This window comes from Streptomyces durocortorensis (assembly GCF_031760065.1).
Lineage (GTDB): Bacteria > Actinomycetota > Actinomycetes > Streptomycetales > Streptomycetaceae > Streptomyces.
The window spans coordinates 543,907-568,298 of record NZ_CP134500.1; the positions used below are offsets into that span (position 1 = coordinate 543,907).

Consider the following 24,392-nt stretch of genomic DNA (forward strand, 5'->3'; position numbering starts at 1 on the left):
GATCAAGCGACACCACCCTCGCGGGCAGGGCCTACGTGCACACTGACGGCGTAACCGCAGCCCGGGACGTAGGGGTCGCCGCTCCAGGTCGCGTAGCGCCGCCGCAGGGCCAGTCCGGCCCGCACACACCACTCGTCGAAGTCCGCGAGACCGAAGGGCGCTTCGGTCAGGGGCAGGTGCGCGGCGTCCAGTCCCATGCCCGTGACCAGCAGCCCGCCGGGCCGCAGCAGGGCGGACAGCTGCCCGATGACATCCGCTTCGGTGCCTGCGGCCAGGAGAGGGATGACGTTCCCGGCGGCGAGCACCAGGTCGAAGTCCGGCTCCAGCCCGAGGGAGTCCGTGCGGGCCAGGTCCCCGAGCAGCCACTCCTGCGCGGGGGCCTCGCGGCGGGCGACGGCGAGCATCGAGGAGTCGACATCCACGCCGGTGCAGCGGTGACCCAGTTCGGCGAGCCGGATCGCCACCCTTCCGGTGCCGCAGCCGGCGTCGAGCACCCGGGCGGCAGGCTCCAGCAGCGCGTCGCAGAACGCGGCCTCGCCGTGGATGTCGTGCCCCGATTCGGCAAGCCGCGCGAAACGCCGGGCGTACTGCTCTCCGGCCCGTCCGCCGGTCAGTTCCGCCCAGCGGTCCCGTTTCCCGGTCATGTCAGCGTGCCTCCGGTCAGCCCCGCCCCATGAGTGCGGGAACGTGCTTCAAGGGGAATGTGTGGACCCCTGGATCATCGCAGTTGTCAGACCCACCGGGCAGCGCCACCCTCCCAGCGATGGTTACGTCGTCGGGTACGGGTACGGCTGGACGGCCGCCGGTGGCGCTGCCGATCGCTACGGCTGGACGGCGGGGGCGCGGGCTCAAGGGGCCGCGCTCACCGCCGTCTTCACCAGTGCCCGTATCTGCCGCACGATGTCCGAGCGGTTGCGCTCGAAGTCCGGGTCGGTGACACCGCCCGTCGCCGGGTTCTCGTTCCCCGCTCCGAAGGTCAGGACCGGCGTGTGCAGATGACCGCCGGGCAGCTTCGAGAGCCCCATCCGGTCGCGCAGCAGGGTGGCCCGGTAGGCGATCTCGTTGGAGAGGTAGTCGCCCCCGCCCCCGGCCCGCGCGGTGGAACCGGGAGTGGGCCCTTCCGGCCTGGTCACCGGCTGGGTCGCGCCCGCCGGGATCTCGGTGACCTCGGTGTTGTCGTACACCGGGAAGCGGCCCGTGTCCGCCTCGGTGAGCCGACGGTACGGGAGGGTGCTGGAGGTCCACTGCGGCTGCGACGCGGGGTCGGTGACGGGGACGGTCCCGGTGCGGACGAGGTTCTCGTTGTCCGGGAAGCCACCGCGCCAGGCGCCGTTGGTGCGCTCCACGTCGAATCGGCCCGGGCGGCCCTGGCTGATGGTGGTGAAGGCGTCCAGGTGCGGCAGGTGCCGGGCGAGGGCCCGTTCGACCGCTCCCTCGGCGAAGTCCGTCCAGCGCACCGGGAAGACGACAGCCTCTATCCGGGCCGGGCCCTTGGCGGTGTGCACCAGGGTGCCGTCCAGGGCGAGCGCGCTCGCGCCCGAAGGATTGCCGATCCGGACGTCCCTGTCCAACGTGAACGGGTCGAAGCCGGTGATGAGGACCCGCTTCACCTGACGGCCGGGATGGCGGATGTCCTCCTCGCCGCGCGAAGAGGTCTCCAGCGCGGTGAGCAGGGCCCTGCGCTGCTGGTCGTCCAGCCCGAACCGAGGTGTCCATGTACGCAGTTCGCGGCTGAGGGCGAGCCGTGCCCAGTACAACGGGCGGTCATCGCCCCGGCTCAGGTCGCCCCTGGCGGGTCCGCGGCCCTGGGCTCGGTCCACGGCCCGCCGCCACAGCGCCGAGGCGTGGCGCGTCACCAGCCGCTCCGTCCGCGCGTAGCTGCGGGCGCCCTCCAGGGCACGGGCGAAGCGCGGGGCGAGGATGTCGAATCCGCTGCGCCGCAGGATCTCCTGCGGGGCGGCCCGGTCGAGGCGCTGCTCCTCGACGGTGGGCTGTACGGTGCTGCGGTCGGCGCCGGCGGGGGTCGCTGTGGCAGACGACGCCGTGGCAGGCAGGACGGAGCCCGCGAGGACGAGCAGGAGCGTCACGCCGCCGAGGCCGAGCCGGGTGATTGCGGGAAACCGGTGCGTCACGTGGGCCCTTTCGAGAGATTCGACAGAACGGTTGGGCCCGCAGTATCGCGGCACTGCCGGAGGTGGCGCCATGGGGCAGGACTCCCTCCGGCACGTCGGGCAGGGGCGACACCTCACGCACGCCCGGGCGTGCGTGACAGCCTGCGTCATGCGCCCCCGGCCGCACGGACGCTGGGAGCGGGAGCGGCCGGCGGCCACTCGAAAGCCGCCCGAGCACCCGAGCGCCCGGATGCTGTCGGCACCGTCGGCTGTCGGCACTGTCGATGCTGGTGCGTAGCCGGGTTCCCCTGGGGGCGTTACACCGCCGCGGTCAGGCGCAGGCCGGGCACAAGCCGCGATAGGTGATCTCCACCGACCCGACGGCGAACCCGAACCGCTCGGCCTCGGGCAGGTCACCGATGGCGTCGCCGGACGGGTGGACGTCGCGCACCGCGCCGCAGCCGGAGCACACCAGGTGCTGATGGGGGCGGCGCGCGTTCGGATCGTAGCGCTTGGCCCGGCCCACGGTGGAGACCTCCAGCACCTCGCCGAGCACGACGAGCTCCCCCAGCGTGTTGTAGACGGTCGCGCGGGAGATCTCGGGCAGTCGCGCGGCGGCCCGCAGGTGCACCTCGTCCGCCGTCAGGTGCACGTGGTCGCCGTCGAGGACCTCCGCGACGACACGCCGCTGTGAGGTCAGCCGCCAGCCACGGCCGCGCAGCCGCTCAAGGAGGTCGCTCATCTCGTTTCACCTGCTTCGCTTCGCTGGAGACACCTGGAGACACGCGGCCTCCGGCAGGATCCGGTGACGCCACGCCCCGGCCGTTATGGTTTTAGCGCACTTCTTGACTTGGACGAAGTCCATTGTAGGATCGATCTCGGCGACATCCAAGAGATAGAGACAGGAAGACTCCGGTACGGCAGCAGAGACACGTGACGGGAGACCGCCGGTCGAGCACCGCCCTCGTCGCACGGCCGGGACCGTCCGGTCCGGTGGTCCGCGAGGCACTCGGACGGCCCGCGCGAGATCCTGGAAACAGCGTGCCCCCACCTGCACGGCCCGAATCCTCCTCCCCCGTTCAGCGCCCCCACGACCCGCCGGGTCCGGAAGGATTTCCCATGACCGACAATCACGAGTCGCATGTCTTTGATCCCGTCACCCCGGATTCGCCCGAGACGGCCATCCCGGAGGTGCCCGAGGCGCAGGCGGCCGGCTGCCCCGTGGCCCACGGCCGCGCGGCGCACCCCACTCAGGGCGGGGGGAACCGCCAGTGGTGGCCGGACCGCCTCAATCTGAAGATCCTTGCCAAGAACCCCGCCGTGGCGAACCCGCTCGGTGCGGACTTCGACTACGCGGCCGCGTTCCAGTCGCTCGACCTGCCCGCGGTGAAGCGGGACATCGCCGAGGTGCTCACCACGTCGCAGGACTGGTGGCCCGCCGACTTCGGCAACTACGGACCGCTGATGATCCGGATGGCCTGGCACAGCGCGGGCACGTACCGCATCAGCGACGGCCGCGGTGGCGCGGGCGCCGGTCAGCAGCGCTTCGCCCCGCTGAACAGCTGGCCGGACAACGGCAACCTGGACAAGGCCCGCCGTCTGCTGTGGCCGGTCAAGAAGAAGTACGGCCAGGCGCTGTCCTGGGCCGACCTGCTGATCCTCACCGGAAACGTCGCCCTGGAGACCATGGGCTTCAAGACCTTCGGCTTCGCCGGCGGCCGCGAGGACGTCTGGGAGTCGGAGGAGGACGTCTACTGGGGCCCGGAGACCACCTGGCTCGACGACGAGCGCTACACCGGCGACCGTGAGCTGGAGAACCCGCTCGGCGCGGTCCAGATGGGCCTGATCTACGTCAACCCCGAAGGCCCCAACGGCAACCCGGACCCGATCGCGGCCGCCCGCGACATCCGCGAGACCTTCCGCCGGATGGCGATGAACGACGAGGAGACCGTCGCCCTCATCGCCGGTGGCCACACCTTCGGCAAGACGCACGGCGCGGGCCCGGCCGAGAGCGTCGGCGCGGACCCCGAGGGCGCTCCGATGGAGGAGCAGGGCCTGGGCTGGCGCAGCTCGTACAAGTCGGGCAAGGGCGGGGACGCCATCACCAGCGGTCTGGAGGTGACCTGGACCAGCACCCCGACGAAGTGGGGCAACGAGTTCTTCCACAACCTCTTCGCCTACGAGTACGAGCTGACCAAGTCCCCGGCCGGTGCGCACCAGTGGGTCGCCAAGGACGCGGAGGCGACCATCCCGGACGCACACGACGCGTCGAAGAAGCACAAGCCGCAGATGCTCACCACCGACCTGTCGCTGCGCTTCGACCCGGCCTACGAGCAGATCTCGCGCCGCTTCTACGAGAACCCGGACGAGTTCGCGGACGCCTTCTCCCGCGCCTGGTACAAGCTGACGCACCGCGACATGGGCCCGATCCAGCGCTACCTGGGCACGGAGGTACCTTCCGAGGTGCTGCTGTGGCAGGACCCCCTGCCCGCGCGCACCGAGGAGCCGCTGGACGCCACGGAGATCACCGCGCTCAAGGAGCAGGTGCTCGCCACGGACCTGACAGTGGCGCAGCTGGTCTCGGCGGCCTGGGCCTCGGCCGCGTCCTTCCGCGGCAGCGACAAGCGCGGCGGCGCCAACGGCGCCCGGGTCCGTCTGGAGCCGCAGCGTGGCTGGGAGGCGAACGACCCGGACGAGCTGGCCCAGGTCCTGCGCGTCCTGGAAGGTCTCCAGGAGTCCTTCAACGCCAAGGGCGGAAAGCAGGTCTCGCTGGCCGACCTGATCGTCCTCGCGGGCAACGCGGCCGTCGAGCAGGCGGCCAAGGACGCAGGAGTCGACGTACAGGTGCCGTTCACCGCGGGCCGGGTCGACGCCACGCAGGAGCAGACGGACATCGAGTCCTTCTCCGCCCTGGAACCCGCGTACGACGGCTTCCGCAACTACGTCGGCAAGGGCACCCGCCTGCCCGCCGAGTACCTGCTGCTCGACCGGGCCAACCTGCTGACGCTGAGCGCCCCGGAGACCACCGTCCTGGTCGGCGGTCTGCGGGTGCTGGGCGCCAACACCGGCGGCTCGAAGCACGGCGTCCTCACCGACCGCCCGGGCACGCTGACCAACGACTTCTTCGTGAACCTGCTCGACCTGGGCATCACCTGGAAGTCGACGTCGTCGGCGCAGGACGAGTTCGAGGCCCGCGACGCGACCGGCAAGGTCAAGTGGACCGGCACGCGCGCCGACCTGGTCTTCGGCTCCAACTCCGAACTCCGCGCCCTTGCCGAGGTCTACGCGAGCGACGACGCGCGGCAGAAGTTCGTGACGGACTTCGTCGCCGCCTGGGCCAAGGTCATGGACCTCGACCGGTTCGACCTGAACTGATCTGCTCGACCGGCATACTGCGGCTGTGGGGTCGGTGCGCACACGCACCGACCCCACAGCACGTCAGAGCAGTTCGCCGTTGAACGTCAGCATCCTGACCAGCCTTCCGTCACAGCAGCCGGATGCGTTGCCATGCCGGTCAGTCCCTCGCCGCCGCCGATCGCCGGTGGGGCAGCCGAACTCCCTCCCTCCGGAGGCCCGTTCGTAACCACCACGATCAAGGTGTCGGACTCGTACCGCAAGGCGAGGCTGATCGGGGCGCCCGGCGCGTGCTTGCGAGCGTTGGCCAGGCCCCTCCCGGGCCACACGGTAGGACGCGTGATCGGCCGCCGGGGCCAACGACCGGGCGGGGCCGGACCGGTGGACTTCGACCGTCGCGCCCGCGGCCCTGGAGGATGCGACCAGGTCGTCGATGGACGCCAGTACCCGGCCGGGCCGCTGTGCGCTGCCCACGACCTGCACGCGAACGCCGTCGGCGGCCGTGGGCTCGGCCGGTCCGCCGGGCCGGGCCGGATCGTCCCGGTCGTCCCGGTCGCCACGAAGGGATGCCGACAGTCTCACGGGGCTCGCAGGCATGCCGCTGCTGGCCTGAGCGCACCAGGCAGGCAATCGGCCGCCTACCGTTGCCGCGGCCCGGGCAGGCGGGGGGAGTCAGGCCGCGTCTCGCTCTGCCGGGCCCGCGGCCCACGCGCCTGAGACCAGAGCTGCCGGATATGCCGTGAGACCATGAACGGTTCGCGAGAATGGTCCCCCGGCTCACCCGCGGCCGACCCAGCCCCGACGACCTCACGTGTCCATCAGCGAGATCCCGAACACGGCCTGCGGAACGGTCGAGGTGCCGCCCGTGTGGCGAATTCCTAAGTTGATCCCTTGATCGCATAATAAGTGCGTGAAATTCGGTCGCAAGCCGTCTGGTGTAACACGGGCAATGGTGTTGTCTGGCGTCGCGGTGTGCCTGCTTGGTTCAGTGCCGATGGGAGGTACGGACAGGGACGCACTCAAAATTGCAGTATCCACCAACAGTGTCACCGCTCCCGGAGTTCAGGTCCGGGAGCGGCAGCAGTTGATTCGTGTATACCAACTGCGGAATCTGGCGGAATACGGGCTGCGGAATATCGAGGTGCGCGATGCCCAGGTCACCGGTGGGAACATTCGGTGTCCCCAGACTTCTCTGAAGCCGCTGGGCACGATGACGTGCCGCGCGACGATCGTCGCCCTGGCAGGACGTCACATCGGTCAGGTCACGGCAACGGGCATCGCGACAAGGAAGGAGTACGGCCGCGCCCAGGTCGCCACCTCTGCGGGGTACAACGCCCACTCCGCCAAGTTGACCCTGCGCCGTTCGGCGTCGCAGAAACGTCTCTTCTATCGTCTGACGTACACCGGCCCCGCCGGGCTGGAGAACCTGCGACTACGGGACCCGCTGTTGCGCGAGGCCGGTACGCTGAAGTGCTCTTCGGGTGCGGGCCTTCCCAAACGCTTGCCGACTGGCGGGAATGTCGAGTGCTGGGCCGCGGCTCCGGACAGTCCTGGTCGTCATGCATCTGTGGCTCGGGCATCCGGTACCACGGCAGACCGAGCGGTTTCCACAACGGGATCGTTGCTACCCCCGCTCGCGCTCGCGGCCAAGGCGGCGGCGGGATACTCCGTGCCCGGCCCGCCCGCCGCGGCTCGCCAGGACGGGCCGCCCCGGGCCACCGCCTCTCCCCGTGCCACATCCTCGGCGACACGCCCGGACGGGCGACTCCCGCCCACAGCCCCTCCCCGTGCCACACCCCCTCTCATCACGACTCTTCCCGCACTCCCGCTAGAGGGCTCGTCGGCTCCCGGCCCTGGACCTGGCGGTGCGGACCCCGTGACCGGCGTACTTCCACCGGGCCCCCGGGCGCCAGTCGCCGTATCCGGAGCGGCCGCTGCCGAGGCGGGGGTGGCCGGTGAGTTCCTCGCACCGCCGTACCTCGCCGAACCCGGACAGCGATTCCCACCGGGATCACGCCCCGGCGGACCGGTTCCCGGCGACCGCCCCGTCACCACGCCGACCGCCTCCCCCGCCTCACGCCCGCAGGGCGCGGCCCGGTCCGCCTTGCCGTCCCCGCCGACCGGCGGCGGACTCGTGAACACTCTGGACTGGGCGATCATGGCCTTCTTGATGGTCATCGTCCCCGCTGTCCTGGTAGCAATGACTCTCGACTCACGCAGTTCGCAGTCCCAGAAGAAAGAGAACTGACATGCTCGGCTGGGGTCTCTTCTACGCATTTTTCGGTGCAGCGACAGCGTGCGGACTGACGTGGGCGCTGTCGCGCAGCGAGGCCTCGAAGAAGGCGCATCTGGAAGCTCCCGCACTGACTTTCGTGGGAAGTGCGACACTGGCGTTGTTCGTCCTGACGGCGGCTTTCCTGGTGGCGAGTTCCTGGCAGCAGCGCAATTCCGCCGTCGACCACACGTATCAGGAGGCCAGGAATCTGGAGGCGGCCTACGCCGATGCCCGCGGGCTGCCGCTGGAAGTCCGTTCACAGACTCGTGAGCAACTGAGGACGTACACGCGGGAGGTGGCTGGGCCTGAATGGTCTCTCATGAGGAACCAGGAGATGAGTCTGCGGGCCGCCAGCGCGCTCGACGAGGCGCGACTGCTCGTTACGCACGCGCGGACAGCGGACGATGAGCAGGAGAAGGCCAAGGAAGTGGTCAGAACCGAGCTGGACGACGTGATCGTGTCCCGGAATCAGCGGTCCAGTGACATGAGATGGGCTGTCCCGGTTCCGATCTTCTACGCCTTGATCGCCACAGCCGTGCTGGTCGTCCTGTTCCCCGCATTGGTCGGTATCAACGCCGGTCCGCGGCATATGCTGGTGATGGTTCTCCTCGGCACCGTCTTGGGATTCGCCGTGTACTTGGTGGCGAGCCTCCGGCACTCCTTCACCCCGCCCCTCGGTATCGAGCCGGACGCTTTCCGTCAGACACTGGCACGGTTCGATCAGCTCGACGCGGCCGGATAGTGGGTGCGGTGCGAACGTCGTGAAACTTCGAGGCTAAGACCGTGTCCTATGCGGTGCTGCCAGGTTGGGCTCATCATGGGGCGGGGTACGTGGAGTTGGATTGTTCCGGACGGGTTGTGGGAGATCGCGGAGCCGCTGATCCCGCCGTCGAAGGTAAGGCTGTTTAGGGCGGCGGGACACAGGACACGCCTGATGAGACGCTGTTCGCCGCGATCATCTACGTCCTGGTCAGCGGATGCGCCTGGCGGGCACTGCCGCCGTGCTTCGGGATATCGAAGTCGACGGCCCACCGCAGGTTCCTGATCTGGTCGAGAGCCGGTGTCCGGGGCCGGCTGCACGAGGAGATCCTGCACCGCCTGGACGACGTCGGCCTGCTCGACCTGTCCCGGGCCGTGCTCGATTCCGCCCACGTGAGGGCTGAGAGAGGGGCGAACTCACAGGTCCGAGCCCCGTGGACCGGGGTAGGCCGGGTTCCAAGATGCACGTCCTGTCGGACGCGAACGGACTGCCCCTACTCGTCGGCCTCTCCGCGGCAAACACCCACCACAGCCTCGCGCTGAAGCCCATGATCACGGGTCACCAAACGAGACACGACCCCCACCGCGGACGCTACTTCAAACCCAGGCGCCTCCATGCGGACAAGACATACGACGTTCCTCACCTGCGGAAATGGCTATGGGGCAGGCACATCGGCGTCCGCATCGCCCGCAAGGGAGTCGAGTCCAGCGAACGGTTAGGCCGCCGACGATGGGTCATCGAACGCACCATGTCCTGGCTCACCGGTTACCGCAGACTCAACCACCGCTACGAACGCCACCCCCGCAACTACCTGGCCTTCCTCGGACTCGCCGCCACCCTCTGCTGCTACAAACGACTCGCTCGCCTCACCACATAGGACACGGTCTTAGGCGCTGAGCAGTTCCCACCACCACGTTATGGGAGCGGGCTTCTCCGCGTAGGCGTGGGTTTGTGCCGGGGTGATGTCGTGGAGGGCTGTTTCGGGTCGGGCGATGGCGCCAGTGTCTGCGGTGCCGGAGAGGCCGAACATGGTGCTGTACCGCGGGAGGAAGCGTTGCCACTCGTAGGTGCCTCGCACCATGTTGGTCATCTGGTCGGTGTAACGCAGCAGGGCGGGGGAGGCGTCCTTGCGTAGCTGTGTCCGCATGGCTATGAAGAACTCCATGACGGTCTCCAGGAGGGCGCACGCCTGATAGGTGGCCTCCTGGACGGAAAGGGAGTTCTGGACGGCGAGGATGTGGACGATGTTGGATTCCAGTGACTGCTGGTGCTGTTCCCGCGCGTAGGAGGGCAGGTCGGTGGGGACCGTCAGCAGGATGCCGGCCGCCTGGACCAAAGCGTGGACTTCGGGGCGCGATCGTTCGTGCGCGTGAAGTATCGTCCCGTCCGCCACTTCGATCATGTGCCCTGACAGGATGGAAGCTCCGTCCGAGGGGCGAATGAGCAGGTGGTCTTCCATGGTGCGTACGGCGTGGGTGGACCTGTCGCTCACTCCGCACATGGTCCCGGTTGCCCATTGGTAGTGGGCGAGGGCGCAGAGGTGGGCCAGGGCGGGATCGGCGAGGGTGTGGATGCGCCGCATGAGGTCCCCCAGGGAGGAGGCGAACGCATCGAAGGCGGGGTCTCCGGTCGCTGTGGTGGCGGGATAGAGGGCGCGTGCCATCATGCGGGCCGCGATGGTGTTGAACGTGCCGGGCTGGGAGGCGTGAGGGCCGCCGTCGCAGTAGTAGTCGTCGTATAGCAGGGCCCACATGAGCCAGTCGGACAGAGCCTGCACCCCTTCCTCGGTGCCGTCGGGCGCCCAGCTGCAGGCGAGGAATCCGGTGTCGGTGGCGGCGGCCCGGCTCAGTGAGGTCTCGTCCATCCCGTGTCGTTCCATCCAGGCGAGGGAGCGGGCGTCGAACACGTCGGCACCCTCTCGAACGCGAAGTTCGAGCGGGCACCACAACGGCGGGATGGTGATGCTTTTGTCCATGGCGTGAGTGGTTCCTTCCTGGATCGAGAACTTCTGCCCCGTGAGGGTGCAGGTGGGGGGAGAGCGGCAGCGCTTGTGGTTCGGGTGCGGTGCGGTTCTGTGCGTCTTCGAGTCGTTGTTGAGGTCGGGCCCTCGTGGAACGGCGTGCACGTCTGGTCTGTGAGGGTCGATGCCCGCAATGGCTCGCGAGCGCACCGGGGGCGGTTCGTCGGCGTCGTTCGGCGATGCAACCGTTAGGCAAGGGCCGCACGGATCATGAGGCTGCCGGGGCATGGCTTTGACGTGTTGTGCGCCTGGCGAGGCAGTGGGCCGGGTCCGCGCTGTTGGAGGGCAGAGCGGTTGCGCCTCGGTGCTTTCCGGAGTGTGGGAGCTGGGGATGGGTCTGCGTGTGTGGCTGGTGGTTGCGGCTTGGGCCGTCAGAGCAGGTTGCGGCGCAGTTCTTGTGGGAGGGCGAAGGTGATGGACTCGTCGGCGGTCGTCACGGTCTCGACATCGCTGTAGCCGTGTTCGGCGAGCCAGCGGAGGACGCCGTCGACAAGGATGTCGGGTGCTGAGGCGCCGGAGGTCAGGCCGATCGTGGTGACGTTCTCGAGCCAGGCTTCGTCGATCTCTTCCGCGGTGTCCACCAGGTGTGCGGCGGGAGCGCCAGCATCACGGGCGACCTCGACCATGCGGACGGAGTTGGAGGAGTTCTTGGAGCCGACGACGATGATGAGGTCGGCGTCCTCGGCCAGCTTCTTCACGGCGGTCTGGCGGTTCTGTGTGGCGTAGCAGATGTCGTCGCTGGGCGGGGAGAGGAGGTCGGGGAACTTCTTCTTGAGGGCGTGGACGGTTTCCATTGTCTCGTCGACGGACAGGGTGGTCTGCGACAGCCACACGAGTTTCGTCTCGTCGCGCACGGTCAGGTTGGCGACATCCTGCGGTCCGTCGACCAGGGTGATGTGTTCGGGTGCTTCGCCGGAGGTGCCGGTGACCTCTTCGTGTCCCTCGTGGCCGATGAGGAGGATGTCGTAGCCCTCCCGTGCGTACCGGACGGCTTCCCTGTGCACCTTGGTGACCAGTGGGCAGGTGGCGTCGATCGTCGAGAGGTTCCGCTCTGCGGCTTCGGCGTGGACGGATGGAGCGACACCGTGGGCGGAGAACATCACGATGGCGCCTTCCGGGACTTCGTCCGTCCTTTCGACGAAGATCGCGCCCTTCTTGCGCAGCGTATGCACGACGTACTTGTTGTGCACGATCTCGTGGCGGACGTAGATGGGCGGCCCGTAGCGCTCCAGGGCCTTTTCGACGGCCAGTACGGCGCGGTCGACGCCCGCGCACCAGCCGCGTGGGGAGGCGAGCAGGACACGGCCCGGTCGCGGTGTTGTGGGCTCTGCTGGTGTGGTCATGCGGTCCTCGCGGTGGCGCTGAAGGCCAGGAAGCGCAGCTCCGCCGTGATGTGCGGGGGCAGGTCGGCGGTGTCGAGCGTGGCCAGGGCCATCTGACACCGCTGGTCGATCAGGTCCTCCACCGCAGCGCGGGCTCCGGTGTCGGTGAGGACGGCACGTACCTGTTGCGCACCGTCGTGGGTCAGGTGCGGGTTGCCGACGTTGCGCACCAGGGTGCGGCGTTGCGTGGGGTTGGCGTTTTGCAGGGCGAGGGCCATCAGGACGGTGGCCTTGCCTTCTCTCAGGTCGTCCAGGGCGGGTTTGCCTGTCTCGTCGGGGTTACCGAAGACGCCCAGGAGGTCGTCGCGGAGCTGGAAGGCTTCGCCTACGGGCATGCCGTAGGCGCTCAGCGCCAGTCCGCAGGGGGTGTCGCCGGAGGTGCCGGCGAGCGCGGCTCCCAGCAGCAGAGGGCCCTCGATGGTGTACTTCGCGGTCTTGTATCGGGTGATCGTCAGTGCTGGGCCCGGGCCTGCGGGGGGTTGTCCTGCGTGGGTGATATCGAGGTACTGCCCGTAGATGGTGTCGGCGCGCAGGGTGTTGGCGATGGGCAGGGCCGCAGTGAGCTGGGCGGGGGTCAGGCCGGCGGTGTGGAGGAGGTCGTCGGCGAGTACGAGGGCGAGGTCGCCGATCAGGATGGCGGCTTCAGTGCCGACCTGGCGGTGGATGGTGGGTCGGCCGCGGCGGGTGTCGGAGGCGTCGATGATGTCGTCGTGGATGAGGGCGAAGGCGTGGAACATTTCCAGGGATGCTGCCGCCTTGAGAACCGGCTCGGGGGTGTCGGTGCCGCCGGCGGCCTGCCAGCCGGCCACGCACAGTACGGGCCGGATGCGTTTGCCTCCGGCTTGGATGAAGTCGCCCAGGACCTGTGCTGCTTGCTGGGGCAGGCCTCGGCGGTGTGCGTTGCGGGCCTGGCGGGTCAAGAATTCGGTGAGGGTGGTGTCCACCGCGCGACGCAGGGCGTTCTGGTCGAAGAGGGCGGCCGGGGCTTGGGCGCTCATGCGTGGCCCTCCTCGGTGCTGGTTTCCTCGCTAAGCTGTTCGCCCAAGCGCATCGCTTCCTCGACCAGTGCTTCGACGATCTTCGACTCGGGAACGGTCTTGATGATTTCGCCCTTGACGAAGATCTGGCCTTTGCCGTTGCCGGAAGCGACGCCGAGGTCGGCTTCGCGTGCTTCGCCGGGTCCGTTGACGACGCATCCCATGACGGCGACGCGCAGCGGGTACGGGAAGCCGTCGAGTGCGGCGGTGACGCGTTCGGTGAGGGCGTAGACGTCGACCTGGGCGCGGCCGCAGGATGGACAGGAGACGATTTCCAGCTGCCGGGGGCGCAGGCCCAGGCACTGCAGGATCTGGATGCCGGTCTTCACCTCTTCGACCGGGGGTGCGGTGAGGGAGACGCGAATGGTGTCACCGATTCCTTCGGCCAGGAGGATCGCGAAGGCGGTCGCGGATTTGATGGTTCCCTGGGGCGGTGGCCCGGCTTCGGTGACGCCCAGGTGGAGGGGGTAGTCGCAGGCGGCGGCGAGGTGGCGGTAGGCGGCGACCATGGTCAGGGGGTCGTGGTGCTTGACGGAGATCTTCAGGTCGGTGAAGCCGTGTTCCTCGAACAGGGAGCATTCCCACAGTGCGGACTCCGCCAGGGCCTGGGGGGTGGCCTTGCCGTACTTGGCCAGCAGCCGCTGGTCCAGACTCCCCGCGTTGACGCCGATACGGATGGGTACTCCGGCCGCTGCGGCGGCTTTCGCGATCTCCTTTACCTTGTCGTCGAAGGATCTGATGTTGCCCGGGTTGACCCGTACCGCTGCGCAGCCGGCGTCCAGGGCGGCGAATACGTAACGCGGTTGGAAGTGAATGTCGGCGATGACGGGGATCTTCGACTTGGCAGCGATGGCGGGCAGAGCGTCGGCATCGTCCTGGGAGGGCACGGCGACGCGCACGATGTCACAGCCGGCTGCGGTCAGTTCGGCTATCTGCTGCAGGGTCGCGTCCACGTTCGCGGTCGGGGTGGTCGTCATGGACTGTACGGAAACCGGTGCGTCACCGCCGACCGGGACGCCGGCGACGTGGATCTGGCGGGATTGGCGGCGTACCGGACCACGGGGGAGATCGGGCAGTGGCAGGTCGACGGCGGTCATGTGGGGCTCCCGTCGGTGCTCGCGGGGTGCGCGAGGGGTCTTCCAGCACGGGCGCGCAGGACCGCGTAGGTGATCTGGGCGGCCGACAGGCCCGTCTGGGCCAGCAGTTCGTCGCGCGGGCCGTGCGGAAGGAAGGCTTTCGGCAGGCCCAGGGCGTGGAGGGGGGTGGTGACTGCATGGTCCCGCAAGCTCTGGGCGAGCGCGTTGCCGATGCCACCGCTGCGGGAGTGGTCCTCCACGGTGATCACTAATCGGTGCCGGGCCGCCAGGTCGAGCAGTTCCGGCGCGACCGGGTTGACCCAGCGGGGGTCGACGACGCTTACCCCGATGCCCTGGCCGGTCAGCTGGGCGGAAGCCTGCAGGCACTGGCGCGCCATCGGTCCGTACGACACCAGAAGCACATCCAGCACTCCCGACTCCGACAGGACATCGACGCTGCCGGTACGGCGCAGGGCCTCGATGGCCGGGCCGGCCGTCCCCTTGGGGAAGCGCACGGCGCTGGGGCCCGCATCATGTGTGATTGCTTCACGCAGCAGAGACCGCAGCTGGCCGCTGTCGCGGGGGGCGGCGATGCGCATGCCGGGCACCATGCCCAGCAGGGAAAGATCCCACATGCCGTGATGGGAGGCGCCGTCGGGGCCGGTGATACCGGCTCGGTCCAGGACGAAGGTGACCGGCAGCCGGTGCAGGGCCACATCCATGAGGACCTGGTCCGCGGCCCGGGTCAGAAAGGTGGAGTAGAGGGCGACGACGGGGTGGAGGCCGCCCATGGCCAGGCCGGCTGCGGAGGTGACGGCGTGCTGTTCGGCGATGCCGACGTCGAAGACACGGTCGGGGTACTTCACCGCCATCGGATACAGGCCCGTGGGACGGAGCATGGAGGCGGTGATGGCGACCACGTCCTCGCGTTCACCGGCCACCTCCAGCAAGGCCTTTCCGAAGACGCTGGTCCATGACACGGGAGGCGGCCCGGACGCAGCGGCGGGTGTGGGCCGGCCGGTGACCGCGTCCACGGTGCCGACTGCGTGCAGGCAGTCCGCTTCGTCACCTTCGGCCGGCCCGAAGCCCCGTCCCTTGACGGTGACGGCATGGACGAGCACCGGACGGCGCAGGAGGCGTGCCTGGTCCAGGGCGGCCTGCAGGGCGCCTGTGTCGTGTCCGTCCACGGGGCCCAGGTAGACGAAGCCGAGGTGGGTGAACAGGTTAGGTGCCGCCCGGTCACGGGTGCTGGTGCGGGTTCCGGGGTGCTTGAGGGTGTGCAGGTGGTCAGCCAGAGCCCCGGTGGTGGGCGCGTAGGAGCGGCCGTTGTCGTTGAGGACGACGACTACCGGGCGCTGGCTGGCGCCGATGTTGTTCAGAGCTTCCCAGGCCATGCCGCCGGTCATGGCTCCGTCGCCGATGACGACGACCACCGAACGGTCCTGGTACCCGCGCAGTTCATGGGCCTTGGCCAGGCCGTCGGCGTAGGAAAGAGACGCGGAGGCGTGGGAGTTCTCGCACCAGTCGTGCACGGACTCGGCCCGTGAGGGATAGCCGGACGGCCCTCCGGCCTGGCGCAGGCGGTCGAAGCCTTCAGCGCGCCCGGTCAGGATCTTATGGACGTACGCCTGGTGGCCGGTGTCGAAGAGGATCGCGTCGCGGGGGGAGTCGAAGACGCGGTGCAGGGCGATGGTCAGCTCCACCACGCCTAGGTTGGGGCCCAGGTGCCCGCCGGCCGCACACACCTTCTCGATCAGGAAGGTACGGATGTCCTGGGCCAGGGCCGCGAGCTGTGCGGTCGGCAGGGCTCGCACGTCCTGCGGGCCTCCGAGAGTTCGCAGATGGGCGCCCTCGGGCGGGGAGGACGGGTCGGCCTCGGAAAGCTCCGTCATATCGCCTCCCGATCTTCGGCCGCACAGCGGAGCACACCACGGTTGCACTTCCGGCGGTCCAAGGCAGCAGCACCTCCTCCTGTTTGTGCACGGTGACGGGTTGGTGCCATACGAGGGCATGGCAGTGAGAAGCATGATCACGGGATTCCTTCCGCAGCAGAGATGCGCGAGGAGTTACCGGACCGTCATGGCCCACAACTCCACGCTGCGGGAAAGCGTTTCCTCAAAGGTGCCGCAGATCGGAGCGCTCAGTACCCCCCAGCCAAGGGCGTACTGGAAGCACAGGGCGTAACCGGCCTTCCTCATGGGCGCCCCGCGTCCGTTGTGTGTCACACCGGTGGACGACTCGGTAGAGGCATCGGATATCACCAGCCCCCAACCGCCGTGTAGCCACGACGCGCTCCAGCATTGTCCAAGTGGCTGACCCCAAACCGTTCTGACGGTGCCGCGCCGTCGGCCACAAGGGCGTGAACACCAGGTCGCACTGCCTTTTCGCCTCTTTTCAGACCGCTTCATAGGGCCGACCCCGGTTCGGGTACGACCCGCAATGAAGAGAGCGGCAGCCGCCCGTACTCTGCCCGGTCGGCTGTATACGCGCCGGTGACACAGCAGGAATCGCGCACGCCCCCCGGTGTGCTGCACACGCCCCCCGCTGTTGGGGTTGCCCTTAGCACCGGAGGTACCGAATGGTGGAAATAAGCTATTACAGTACAGAGCATCTCATTTGGGTGACTCGGTAGTCTGTGAGTCATGGTGGGGATCGTTGAGCGGCTGGTGCCGGACGAGTTGTGGGAGTTGTTCCAGCGGGTGGTGCCGGAGCCGCCACCCCGGCCTCAGGGCGGTGGTCGGCGTCGGCACGGTGACCGGGAGGTGCTGGCCGCGATCGCCTTCGTGGCTACGTCGGGTTGTACCTGGCAACAGTTGCCTTCGGCGTCGTTCGGCCCGTCCGGAGCGACTGCCCACCGGCGGTTCTCGGAGTGGTCGAAGGCCAGGGGGTGGGCCAAAGTCCACCGCCTGGTCCTCGACGAACTCGGCGCCCGTGGCGAGCTGGACTGGTCGCGGTGCGCGATCGACTCGGTGAACATACGGGCCCTGAGAAGGGGGACCTGACAGGTCCGAATCCTGTCGACCGGGGCAAGTACGGCTCGAAGGTCCACCTGCAGAGCATGTCCCGCTGCCCGCCCGGGTTTCCCGCCCGGGTTTCCTGCCCGCCATGAGCCCGGTGGCTGCCCGCGACGACGTCGGGCGTCGCGGGCAGCCACTTTCGTACCGGTGAGGGCTGACCATGCTCAGTACTGGCTGAGCATGCCCCTGCGGAGCTTGGCCAGCAGGCGGGTCAGGAGTCGGGAGACCTGCATCTGGGAGATGCCGAGATACTCACCGATCTGGGCCTGGGTCATCTCCTGGCCGAAGCGCATGGCTACGATCTCGCGGTCCCGGTCGTCGAGATCCTCCAGCAGCGGCGCCAGCGCGTGGAGGTTCTCGACCAGTTCCATGGCCGGATCGACGTCGCCCTTCACATCTCCGTAGGTGACGGTCTCGGATCCGTTGTGTTCGGCGCCGATGGGCAGGTCCAGGGAGCCGGCGGTGTAGCCGTTGGAGGCGATGAGGCCCTCTATGACCTCTTCCGCGGTGAGGTCCAGGTACTGGGCGAGTTCGGCGACGCTGGGGTCGCGATCGAGCCGGCCGGCGAGTTCTTCACGGGTCTTGGCCAAGGTGACGCGAAGCTCCTGCAGACGGCGCGGCACGTGGACGGCCCAGGTGGAGTCGCGGAAGAACCTCTTGATCTCCCCGACGATGTAGGGGATGGCGAAGGAGGTGAACTTCACTTCACGGCTGAGCTCGAAGCGGTCGATCGCCTTGATCAGCCCGATCGTGCCGACCTGGACGATGTCCTCCATCTCACCGCTGCCACGGTTGCGAAATCGCCTAGCCGAGAAATGCACCAGGGACAGATTGATCTCGATCAGCGTGTTCCGGGCGTACTGGTGCTCCGGTGTGCCCTCTTCGAGCACCTGCAACTGCTCGAAGAACAGGGACCCCAGCCCCCGTGCGTCCTTCGGGGCGATCTTCCCGGGTTCCTCGATCCGCGGAAGCGTCGCCGGAGCGATGACGGCGATCGCGGCCGGAGCCTCCGCGGATATCGGCATGGTCGGATCCCCGGCCGTCGACTCTGACATGAAGACCCCGCGCGCACGCAGTTGTGCGTCTGTCGTGCCTGACAGCGCCCGCGGCCTATTTTCCGGAGCGTCGGCGGAAATCCGAGGGTGTTGCGATGTGCTACGCATTCGCATCTCCCGATGGCTGCCTATCGTGTACAGCACGGGAGGGCCATGACTAGGACACCTCAGGATGGCCGGAGAAGCCGCTCCCGTGAGTGTGTGCCTGTCTGCCTAAGCACGCCGAACCAGCGTCTGTCCCCGATCGGCGGGCCCAAACACCTTCGCGGTCATAGCGGTTACCGCACCGCCGAAGCTCCCCCCGGGCCGACCCCGTCGAGGAGGGCATCGTGAACAGGCCCGAGGCGGCTGGCGGTTGCCCGGGGCCGCCCCGTGGCCCGTCAGCCCGGCCAGGTCCCCGTCAGGCGTCGGGTGGCTGCGCGTCGGTGCGCTCGACCATGGCCTTGTCCACGGCGAAGATGACACCCTGGACGGCGGCGATCAGGATCCGGCGCAAGGGACGGTGCACGTCCGCAGGATGCTAGACGTGCGGGATCTCGTCGGTGTCGAGGGTCTGGTCGATGATGTGGCGGGCGCAGTCGGAGATGCGTAGTCGGCGTGCTCGGGCATAGGTGCGCAGAGCGTCGTACGCCGCGTCGGGAGTGGCGTTCCAGCGTTCGGCGAGGATCCCCTTGGCCTGCTCGATGACGATGCGACTGGACAGGGCGCGTTGCAGTTGTGTCTTCTCCAACTGCTCCTGTCCGAGGTCGCGCTGTTGGAGAATGGCGATCGTCGCGACGTCCGCGAGCGCCTGGGCGAGTGAAGCGTCCTGGGGGGTCAGCGACTGCCGGCCGGTGTGGAAGAGGTTCATCGCCCCCACGGCGCGGTCACGCAAGCGAAGAGGAAAGACGTGGCTCGTCTGGAAGCCGCTGCGCCGGGCCTGGTCTGCGAACGCGGGCCAGTTCTCGTTGGCCACGGGATCGTGCAGGTCGATGTTGATGCGTGCGTCGCCGGCGCGGTAGCAGTCGAGGCAGGGGCCTTCGTCGTGCTGTATGGCGAAGAGTTCCAGCAGGTGCGTGTTCTGGTCCGACGCGGCGATCGTATGCAGGAGCCCCTTTTCGTTGGCGAGGAGAATGCCGACCGCGGAGACGTCGAGCAGACTGACGCAGTGGGCGCACAGCCCCTCAAGGAATTCGATGAGGTCGAAGTCATCGATGAGGGAGTCCGCGACCTGCACGAATACTGTTGACACCTGTTGCTCGCGGGACATGGATGTCATCCCCTCGTCTCCTTGGATGATTCGGGTTCCGGACGGTCGTCGTCGAGTCGGAGCCGCCGGGAGACGACGTCTTCGGCGGCTTCGATGATGGAACGGTCGTGGCTGTAGGTGTACGCGCGCAGGCGGAGCAGTGCCTCGCCGAGCGGAAGGTCGAGCTGGACACTGAGCATGCCGGTGGCCTGGTGGACGACAGCACGGTGCAGCTCTCCGTCCGGCTGCGCGTCGAACCAGGTCTCGCCTCGCGTTCCTGCCCCGCCGAGGAACTGGAGGGTGAGGGCTGCTGCGAGACCGAGGGCGTCATCCATCTCCTGGCCGCTCATGGGCCCGGGGGACGCGCGAAGTGCGGTGAGGACGCCGACGGAGATGCCGCCGAGGGCCAGCGGGAGGCAGAACACGGCCCCGATCGGCAGATGGGCCATCGCCGGAACGAGGGTGGGCCATCGTGCCGCTCCCAACGCTGTCACATCGTGTTCCGCCGCCGTCTGGCTGGTGCGAAGGGCATCCGGGCCGGGGCCCTGGCCCAAGGTGAACTGGAGGTCCTCGAACGAGGCACCCACGGAGTCGGAGGACCACAACTGTTCCGTGATGTGCCCTTCGACCACCAAGGACACCACGAGGTGGTCCATGCCGAGAACCGCTACACAGCCGACGTCCAGCCCCGGCCCGACGTCCGTGTGGAGGGCCCGAAGGATCCGGGTCATCTCGGGGCTGAGCACAGGCGGCCACCTTTCGGACTCCCCATCATACCGGCGGGGCAGGGGATCGATCTTCGAAGCGCTTCGCGGCGGTCTCGTCCGGACCGGAGGTGCGGAACCCCGGCCCAAGAAGAATGCCGACGGTGCCGGTCAGGGTGAACAGGCGAAGGACTGCCGGGGACGGAGCATGCGCCTGAAACTTCCGCCCCTCCGTCCGACTGTCCTGAGCTGCCGTGAGGAGAGCGGTGAGTCCACCGCAGTCGCAGAACGCGACGGCGCTCAGATCCACGTGAACGGCCGCGGCCCCGGCACGCGAGACCTCAGCCATCGCCGCGGTGAACACGGGGACGGAGTCCCTGTCCATCGCCCCGGCCAGAACAATGACGGTGCGCGTTTCCTCCTGGCGCCGGTCGACGTGGAGGAGTGGTGGAGTCTGCATCAGCCATCCTCGCTTCGAGCCTGTTGGTCGGGGCTGGCCTGGTGGAACGGCCCTGGGTGAACGCCCGGTCGGGTTATACGTGGCAGCGCCGTGGTGAGGAGGCCTTCCGTGGCCACGGCGCTGCCGACTCCGGTTGCCCTCTGCGGCCCCCAAGACCACGGTGGGCAACCCGGTATCGGGGCCCGTGCCTCTTACGTCCAGCGGTGGCTGGCTACGCTCGCGGCGTGGTGCAGGAGGGCTCGCGACTGCACAGCGGCCGAAGAGGCCGGCAGACCGATCAGCGCGGCAGCCTGCCCATAGGTGTGAGCGCCGAACAGGACGAGCCCGAGCACAACCAAGCACTGCTCGGGCTGGTCCCGTTCGCGGGACGGTCGGTTCCGGTGCGACCGAAGGTACGGAGCAGGTTCCGGTAGCCGCCCGTCGGGAACACGCGCGCACCGGTTCCACAGGTCCGCCGCGAGGTGCTGACGCCGCGCCCCGTTCGGACAAGGCTCGGATGGCGTCCCGTCCACCAGGGTCAGTGTGGCGACGACTGCGTCGGCGGCCAGGTCGACGTCCCGGCACAGAAGGAGAGCCAGGGAGAAGAGGACGTCACCGTGGCAGTCGTAGTCGACCAGCGCCTCTCGCGCTCGCACCCGCCGGACCTCCGGCACACCGCTGGGAGGACTGCTGCGGGGCGACTGGGCGGGGCTGTGGTGCGCCATGATCTCCACCTGTTTTCGGCCGTAAGGTCAGAAACGGCCGGGGGCAGGGGCGCGGTGCTCAGGCTAGGCCCTGTCGCAGCGGAGGGCTACCCCCGTAGGCCGATGACCGGGAGATGCCGGATCACGCTGTGGCTGTTACGTGGACGTCACCTGCCCGGGCGCTGCTCCCCCGTCCCGCCCGGAGGGTACGGAGGAGCGGCGCTCAGGAAGCGGCGGCCGGGGTGCGGCGCAGTGGGGCGCCCGCCTCGTGGAGGCTGCGGAGCGCCTGCCCGTACGAGGTGGTCAAGCCCGTCTCCAGATAGGAAACGCTCAGCTCGTCACAGTAGTGCCGCACGATGATCTGTGCTCTGCGCAGGTTAGGGCTGGGCATGCTCGGGAAGAGGTGGTGTTCGATCTGGTAGTTCAGTCCCCCCAGCGCGATGTCGGTGAACCAGTTGCCCCGGACGTTGCGTGAGGTGAGGACCTGGCGGCGCAGGAAGTCCGGGCGGTCCTTTCCTGTCAGGATCGGCATGCCCTTGTGGTTGGGGGCGAAGACCGAGCCGAGATACACACCGAAGAGGCACTGCTGAACGGCGAGGAAGGCAATCGCCATGCCGGGCGGCAGCACCAGGAACAGTGCGGTCAGGTAGACCGCGAAGTGACCGATGAGCAGCGCTCCCTCCAGTGGCCTGTGCTTGAGCGAGCGGTCTGCCAGCGCCCGGACACCCGCCACGTGCAGGTTGAACGCCTCCAGAGTGAGGAGGGGGAAGAACAGATAGGCCTGCAAGCGGCCGATCAGGCGGGGCAGCCCCTGGGCCGAGCGGGCCTGGCCCTGGGACCAGACGATCAGGTCGGGTTCGATGTCGGGGTCGAGTTCGTCGTGGTTGGGATTGGCGTGGTGGCGGGTGTGCTTGTTCTGCCACCAGCCGTATCCCATGCCGATGCCGATGTTCGCGGCGATCCTTCCCCCCATCTCGCTGGCCTTGCGCAGCCGGAACACCTGACGGTGGGCGATGTCATGGGCCAGTAGGGCTACTTGGCCGAAGGTCGCGGCCAGGAACGCGGCGACGGCCAGGGTCCACCAGCTGGCGCCGACGAGGACGAAGGCCGTCCAGCCTCCTGCGTAGAGTGCGGTCACGGCCGCGATGCGGGCCGCGTAGTAGCCGGGGCGCCGGGTCATCAGACCGTGGTCGGCGATCTTCTTCGACAGCCGGGCGAAATCACTCCCGGTCGTCCGCTCGGGGCGGACGAAGACTTGTGCAGCCATAAACGCGAACCTCTCTTGGCCAGCACCCGGGCATGCCGCTGTTGGGCGGTCCACCGCGGTTCGAGGGAAGAGCCAAGAACGTGACCAGTGTCGGTCGAACGGTGGTTTGTGGGGCGTGTTGGCTCGCTCCGGGTGGGGAATTCTCTTCGGTTCGTCCGCTCTCATAGCGGACGCGATCCGCCGTGCGCGATTCGGTGGCTACTCGAGCAGTCTTCTCCTGCTCCGCCCCCATTGTGGTGAATGCGCCGGAGTCATGTCGCCACTGGGTTGACGCGATCCGGCGCCGCCGCGTTCTCGCCGTCGGCCTCGTCACTGCGGGACCAGGCAGGCGGCGCGCTGTGCGAAAACCCGGGCGATATCGGGCTCGCGGAACTTTCCGTGAGGCGCAGTGCGAGCGTGTGGAGCTTGGTGTTGGTTCGCTGGGAGGAATTCACCATGATCAGCCAGGCCTCGTCCAACGAGCATCCCTCGGTCGCCATCACCATGCCGAGCGCCACGTCGATCATGGGGCGGGTCTGGAGTGCTCGTCTCAGCCCGTCCACCTCGCGGCGAAGATGGAGTACTTCCTGCTCGGCGCCTTGCGGCTCTCGGGAGACCACAGCGTCCCGCTCGTGGTCTTCCCTGGAGTTCGTAGACGGTCGCACGGGCGTGGCCCCCAAAATGATCGAGCGGCGCGCACCGGGGGCTGGGGTGCTGGCGCGGCTGCATGCGAGATTTCGAGAGCTCGCACGCGCTGATGTCTGTTCAACCAACCGTGGACAGCAGGAAAAACTGCTGCCCATGGTCCGGATACTTCTTTCACCGTCTCACATGACTGCCGTGCCGACCAGGGGGCGGCGGTGGCCGTGCTGGATTCGTCAGCTCTCTTGGACGCCTCCTGAGCCTGTCACCACTGCGACCCGTCTGACCCTCCCGAGCGGCCCTTCTTCGAGTCGTGGGAACGACCGGCCGCATCGTTCTGCTCGTACTGCGTACGGTCGGAACCCTCGCGCCCTCGATCACCGCTGTCCGAGTCCCTGGCCGGAACCGGCAGACCGCGCGGTGCCGACGCCTGTTGCTCCGGCCGCCGGACCATGCGCTGCGGTGGACCGCCCTCTCCCGATGGGGTACGGCGGGCGGAACCGGCACCGGCCACGTCCCGTGTCTCCTGGTCCCGGGCGGCCATGTCGTACGGGCGCGCGGCCTCGGCGCCGCGACTGTCCCGGTCCTCGTGGTCCAACACGTTCCGCTCCTGCTGGTCCTGCTCGTCGCGCGCCTTGCGCACGGCCCTGCGCTCACGGCCACCCATCACGGCCGCGCCGGTCAGCATGAGGAGACCACCGAGCAGGGCGAGCCCCACTCCGCTGCCGAGCCCGTCGCTGTCGCCCGTGACCGTCAGACTGCCTTCAGCCTGCCCTTGTCGCACCATCCAAAGGATGGCGAACCCGAGGGTGATGATTCCGGCGGTGAGGACCAGCAGTCGCGATCGGAACACCACTCCGAGAACCGCGAGCACCGCGCCGACCAGGAGGGGCAGGAACATGGATGCGAACAGTCCCGCGCCCGAGTCCGTCACGCCCGCTCCGGTGAAGAGTTCCCAGACTCGGAAGTCGTGTCCGACCCGACCGTTGTACCAACTGCGAAATGGCGCCCAGAGGGCCGCGGCAGCGCCGACGACTGCCAAGATGATTCCTATGGTGTTGCGGATACTCCGTACCATGCCGCTACCTCCCGGCAAGTCGGAATGATGCACGCAAACCCCCACATGCAGTACCTCGCCCCCGGTTCACGCTACGCCCGCCCCACACTCCACGCCATGCGGCTCCGCACGAGATAGCGGGGTCGAACCCGGCCTGATCAACACCGACAAGGAGACTGTGACCGCCCTTCCCGGCGCCTCGTTCTTCGAATACGCCAGCTTTCGCCCACCGTAAGAAACAGCAGGTCAGAGGGCATTCTTGGACTGCTCGTGCAGCGCGTGGGC

At 68.4% G+C, this 24,392-nt stretch carries 17 protein-coding genes and 2 pseudogenes; 4 read left to right on the top strand and 15 right to left on the bottom strand.

All coding sequences use genetic code 11. The annotated features are described in order from the left end of the window. Nucleotides 1-2 precede the first annotated feature (2 nt). From RI138_RS02245 to RI138_RS02255, 3 genes are all read right to left on the bottom strand, one after another. On the bottom strand, nt 3-644 hold the full coding sequence (locus RI138_RS02245) for a class I SAM-dependent methyltransferase (RefSeq protein ID WP_311118543.1): 642 nt from the start codon (nt 642-644) through the stop codon (nt 3-5). A gap of 204 nt (nt 645-848) precedes the next feature. Next, nucleotides 849-2,132 carry a pyroglutamyl peptidase gene (locus RI138_RS02250; protein ID WP_311118544.1) on the bottom strand — a complete coding sequence of 428 codons (1,284 nt, stop codon included), beginning with the start codon at nt 2,130-2,132 and terminating at the stop codon, nt 849-851. A 310-nt stretch (nt 2,133-2,442) separates the two neighbouring features. Then, the gene (locus tag RI138_RS02255; RefSeq protein WP_311118545.1) at nt 2,443-2,853 is read right to left on the bottom strand and encodes a Fur family transcriptional regulator; all 411 of its coding nucleotides are present in this window, start codon (nt 2,851-2,853) and stop codon (nt 2,443-2,445) included. A 377-nt stretch (nt 2,854-3,230) separates the two neighbouring features. Here RI138_RS02255 and katG point away from each other — a divergent pair, with 377 nt between their 5' ends. The 3 genes and pseudogenes from katG to RI138_RS02270 all read left to right on the top strand — a co-directional run bounded on the left by katG (nt 3,231) and on the right by RI138_RS02270 (nt 9,377). Then, nucleotides 3,231-5,486 (top strand): catalase/peroxidase HPI, encoded by a 2,256-nt coding sequence (gene katG, locus RI138_RS02260; protein WP_311118546.1) that lies wholly within the window; start codon nt 3,231-3,233, stop codon nt 5,484-5,486. A 2,228-nt stretch (nt 5,487-7,714) separates the two neighbouring features. Further along, nucleotides 7,715-8,482 (top strand): bestrophin-like domain, encoded by a 768-nt coding sequence (locus tag RI138_RS02265; RefSeq protein WP_311118547.1) that lies wholly within the window; start codon nt 7,715-7,717, stop codon nt 8,480-8,482. 75 nt (nt 8,483-8,557) lie between these two features. Beyond that, nucleotides 8,558-9,377 (top strand): annotated as a pseudogene (locus RI138_RS02270) (IS5 family transposase). A gap of 9 nt (nt 9,378-9,386) precedes the next feature. Here the strand turns inward: RI138_RS02270 and RI138_RS02275 are convergent. From RI138_RS02275 to RI138_RS02295, 5 genes are all read right to left on the bottom strand, one after another. Next, a complete protein-coding gene (locus tag RI138_RS02275; RefSeq protein ID WP_311118548.1) occupies nt 9,387-10,475 on the bottom strand; it encodes a terpene synthase family protein in 1,089 nt (362 codons plus the stop codon). 416 nt (nt 10,476-10,891) lie between these two features. Further along, nucleotides 10,892-11,863, bottom strand: coding sequence for a 4-hydroxy-3-methylbut-2-enyl diphosphate reductase (locus tag RI138_RS02280; RefSeq protein WP_311118549.1), 972 nt, complete (start codon nt 11,861-11,863; stop codon nt 10,892-10,894). Beyond that, entirely contained in the window at nt 11,860-12,900 is a 1,041-nt protein-coding gene (locus RI138_RS02285) for a polyprenyl synthetase family protein (protein ID WP_311118550.1), read from the bottom strand. The genes RI138_RS02280 and RI138_RS02285 overlap by 4 nt, the downstream gene beginning before the upstream one ends. Beyond that, nucleotides 12,897-14,036: a flavodoxin-dependent (E)-4-hydroxy-3-methylbut-2-enyl-diphosphate synthase gene (ispG, locus tag RI138_RS02290; protein WP_311118551.1), complete on the bottom strand. Its 1,140-nt coding sequence runs from the start codon at nt 14,034-14,036 to the stop codon at nt 12,897-12,899. The genes RI138_RS02285 and ispG overlap by 4 nt, the downstream gene beginning before the upstream one ends. Then, on the bottom strand, nt 14,033-15,907 hold the full coding sequence (locus RI138_RS02295; RefSeq protein ID WP_311118552.1) for a 1-deoxy-D-xylulose-5-phosphate synthase: 1,875 nt from the start codon (nt 15,905-15,907) through the stop codon (nt 14,033-14,035). Before RI138_RS02295 ends, ispG begins: the two co-directional genes overlap by 4 nt. A 750-nt stretch (nt 15,908-16,657) precedes the next feature. Here RI138_RS02295 and RI138_RS02300 point away from each other — a divergent pair. Further along, nucleotides 16,658-17,067 (top strand): annotated as a pseudogene (locus RI138_RS02300) (transposase); the annotation flags it as partial. A 129-nt stretch (nt 17,068-17,196) separates the two neighbouring features. Here RI138_RS02300 and RI138_RS02305 read toward each other — a convergent pair. From RI138_RS02305 to RI138_RS02330, 7 genes are all read right to left on the bottom strand, one after another. After that, on the bottom strand, nt 17,197-18,057 hold the full coding sequence (locus RI138_RS02305) for a SigB/SigF/SigG family RNA polymerase sigma factor (RefSeq protein ID WP_311118553.1): 861 nt from the start codon (nt 18,055-18,057) through the stop codon (nt 17,197-17,199). A gap of 550 nt (nt 18,058-18,607) precedes the next feature. After that, the gene (locus RI138_RS02310; protein ID WP_103419419.1) at nt 18,608-19,345 is read right to left on the bottom strand and encodes a GAF and ANTAR domain-containing protein; all 738 of its coding nucleotides are present in this window, start codon (nt 19,343-19,345) and stop codon (nt 18,608-18,610) included. Continuing rightward, a complete protein-coding gene (locus tag RI138_RS02315) occupies nt 19,342-20,061 on the bottom strand; it encodes an ANTAR domain-containing protein (RefSeq protein ID WP_311118554.1) in 720 nt (239 codons plus the stop codon). Before RI138_RS02315 ends, RI138_RS02310 begins: the two co-directional genes overlap by 4 nt. Before the next feature lie 25 nt (nt 20,062-20,086). Further along, nucleotides 20,087-20,479 carry an STAS domain-containing protein gene (locus RI138_RS32335; RefSeq protein WP_398862193.1) on the bottom strand — a complete coding sequence of 131 codons (393 nt, stop codon included), beginning with the start codon at nt 20,477-20,479 and terminating at the stop codon, nt 20,087-20,089. Between the two features lie 906 nt (nt 20,480-21,385). Next, on the bottom strand, nt 21,386-22,429 hold the full coding sequence (locus RI138_RS02320; protein WP_311118555.1) for a fatty acid desaturase family protein: 1,044 nt from the start codon (nt 22,427-22,429) through the stop codon (nt 21,386-21,388). A gap of 251 nt (nt 22,430-22,680) precedes the next feature. Then, on the bottom strand, nt 22,681-23,211 hold the full coding sequence (locus RI138_RS02325) for an ANTAR domain-containing protein (RefSeq protein ID WP_311118556.1): 531 nt from the start codon (nt 23,209-23,211) through the stop codon (nt 22,681-22,683). Between the two features lie 104 nt (nt 23,212-23,315). Beyond that, on the bottom strand, nt 23,316-23,951 hold the full coding sequence (locus RI138_RS02330) for a hypothetical protein (protein ID WP_311118557.1): 636 nt from the start codon (nt 23,949-23,951) through the stop codon (nt 23,316-23,318). Nucleotides 23,952-24,392: the final 441 nt, after the last annotated feature.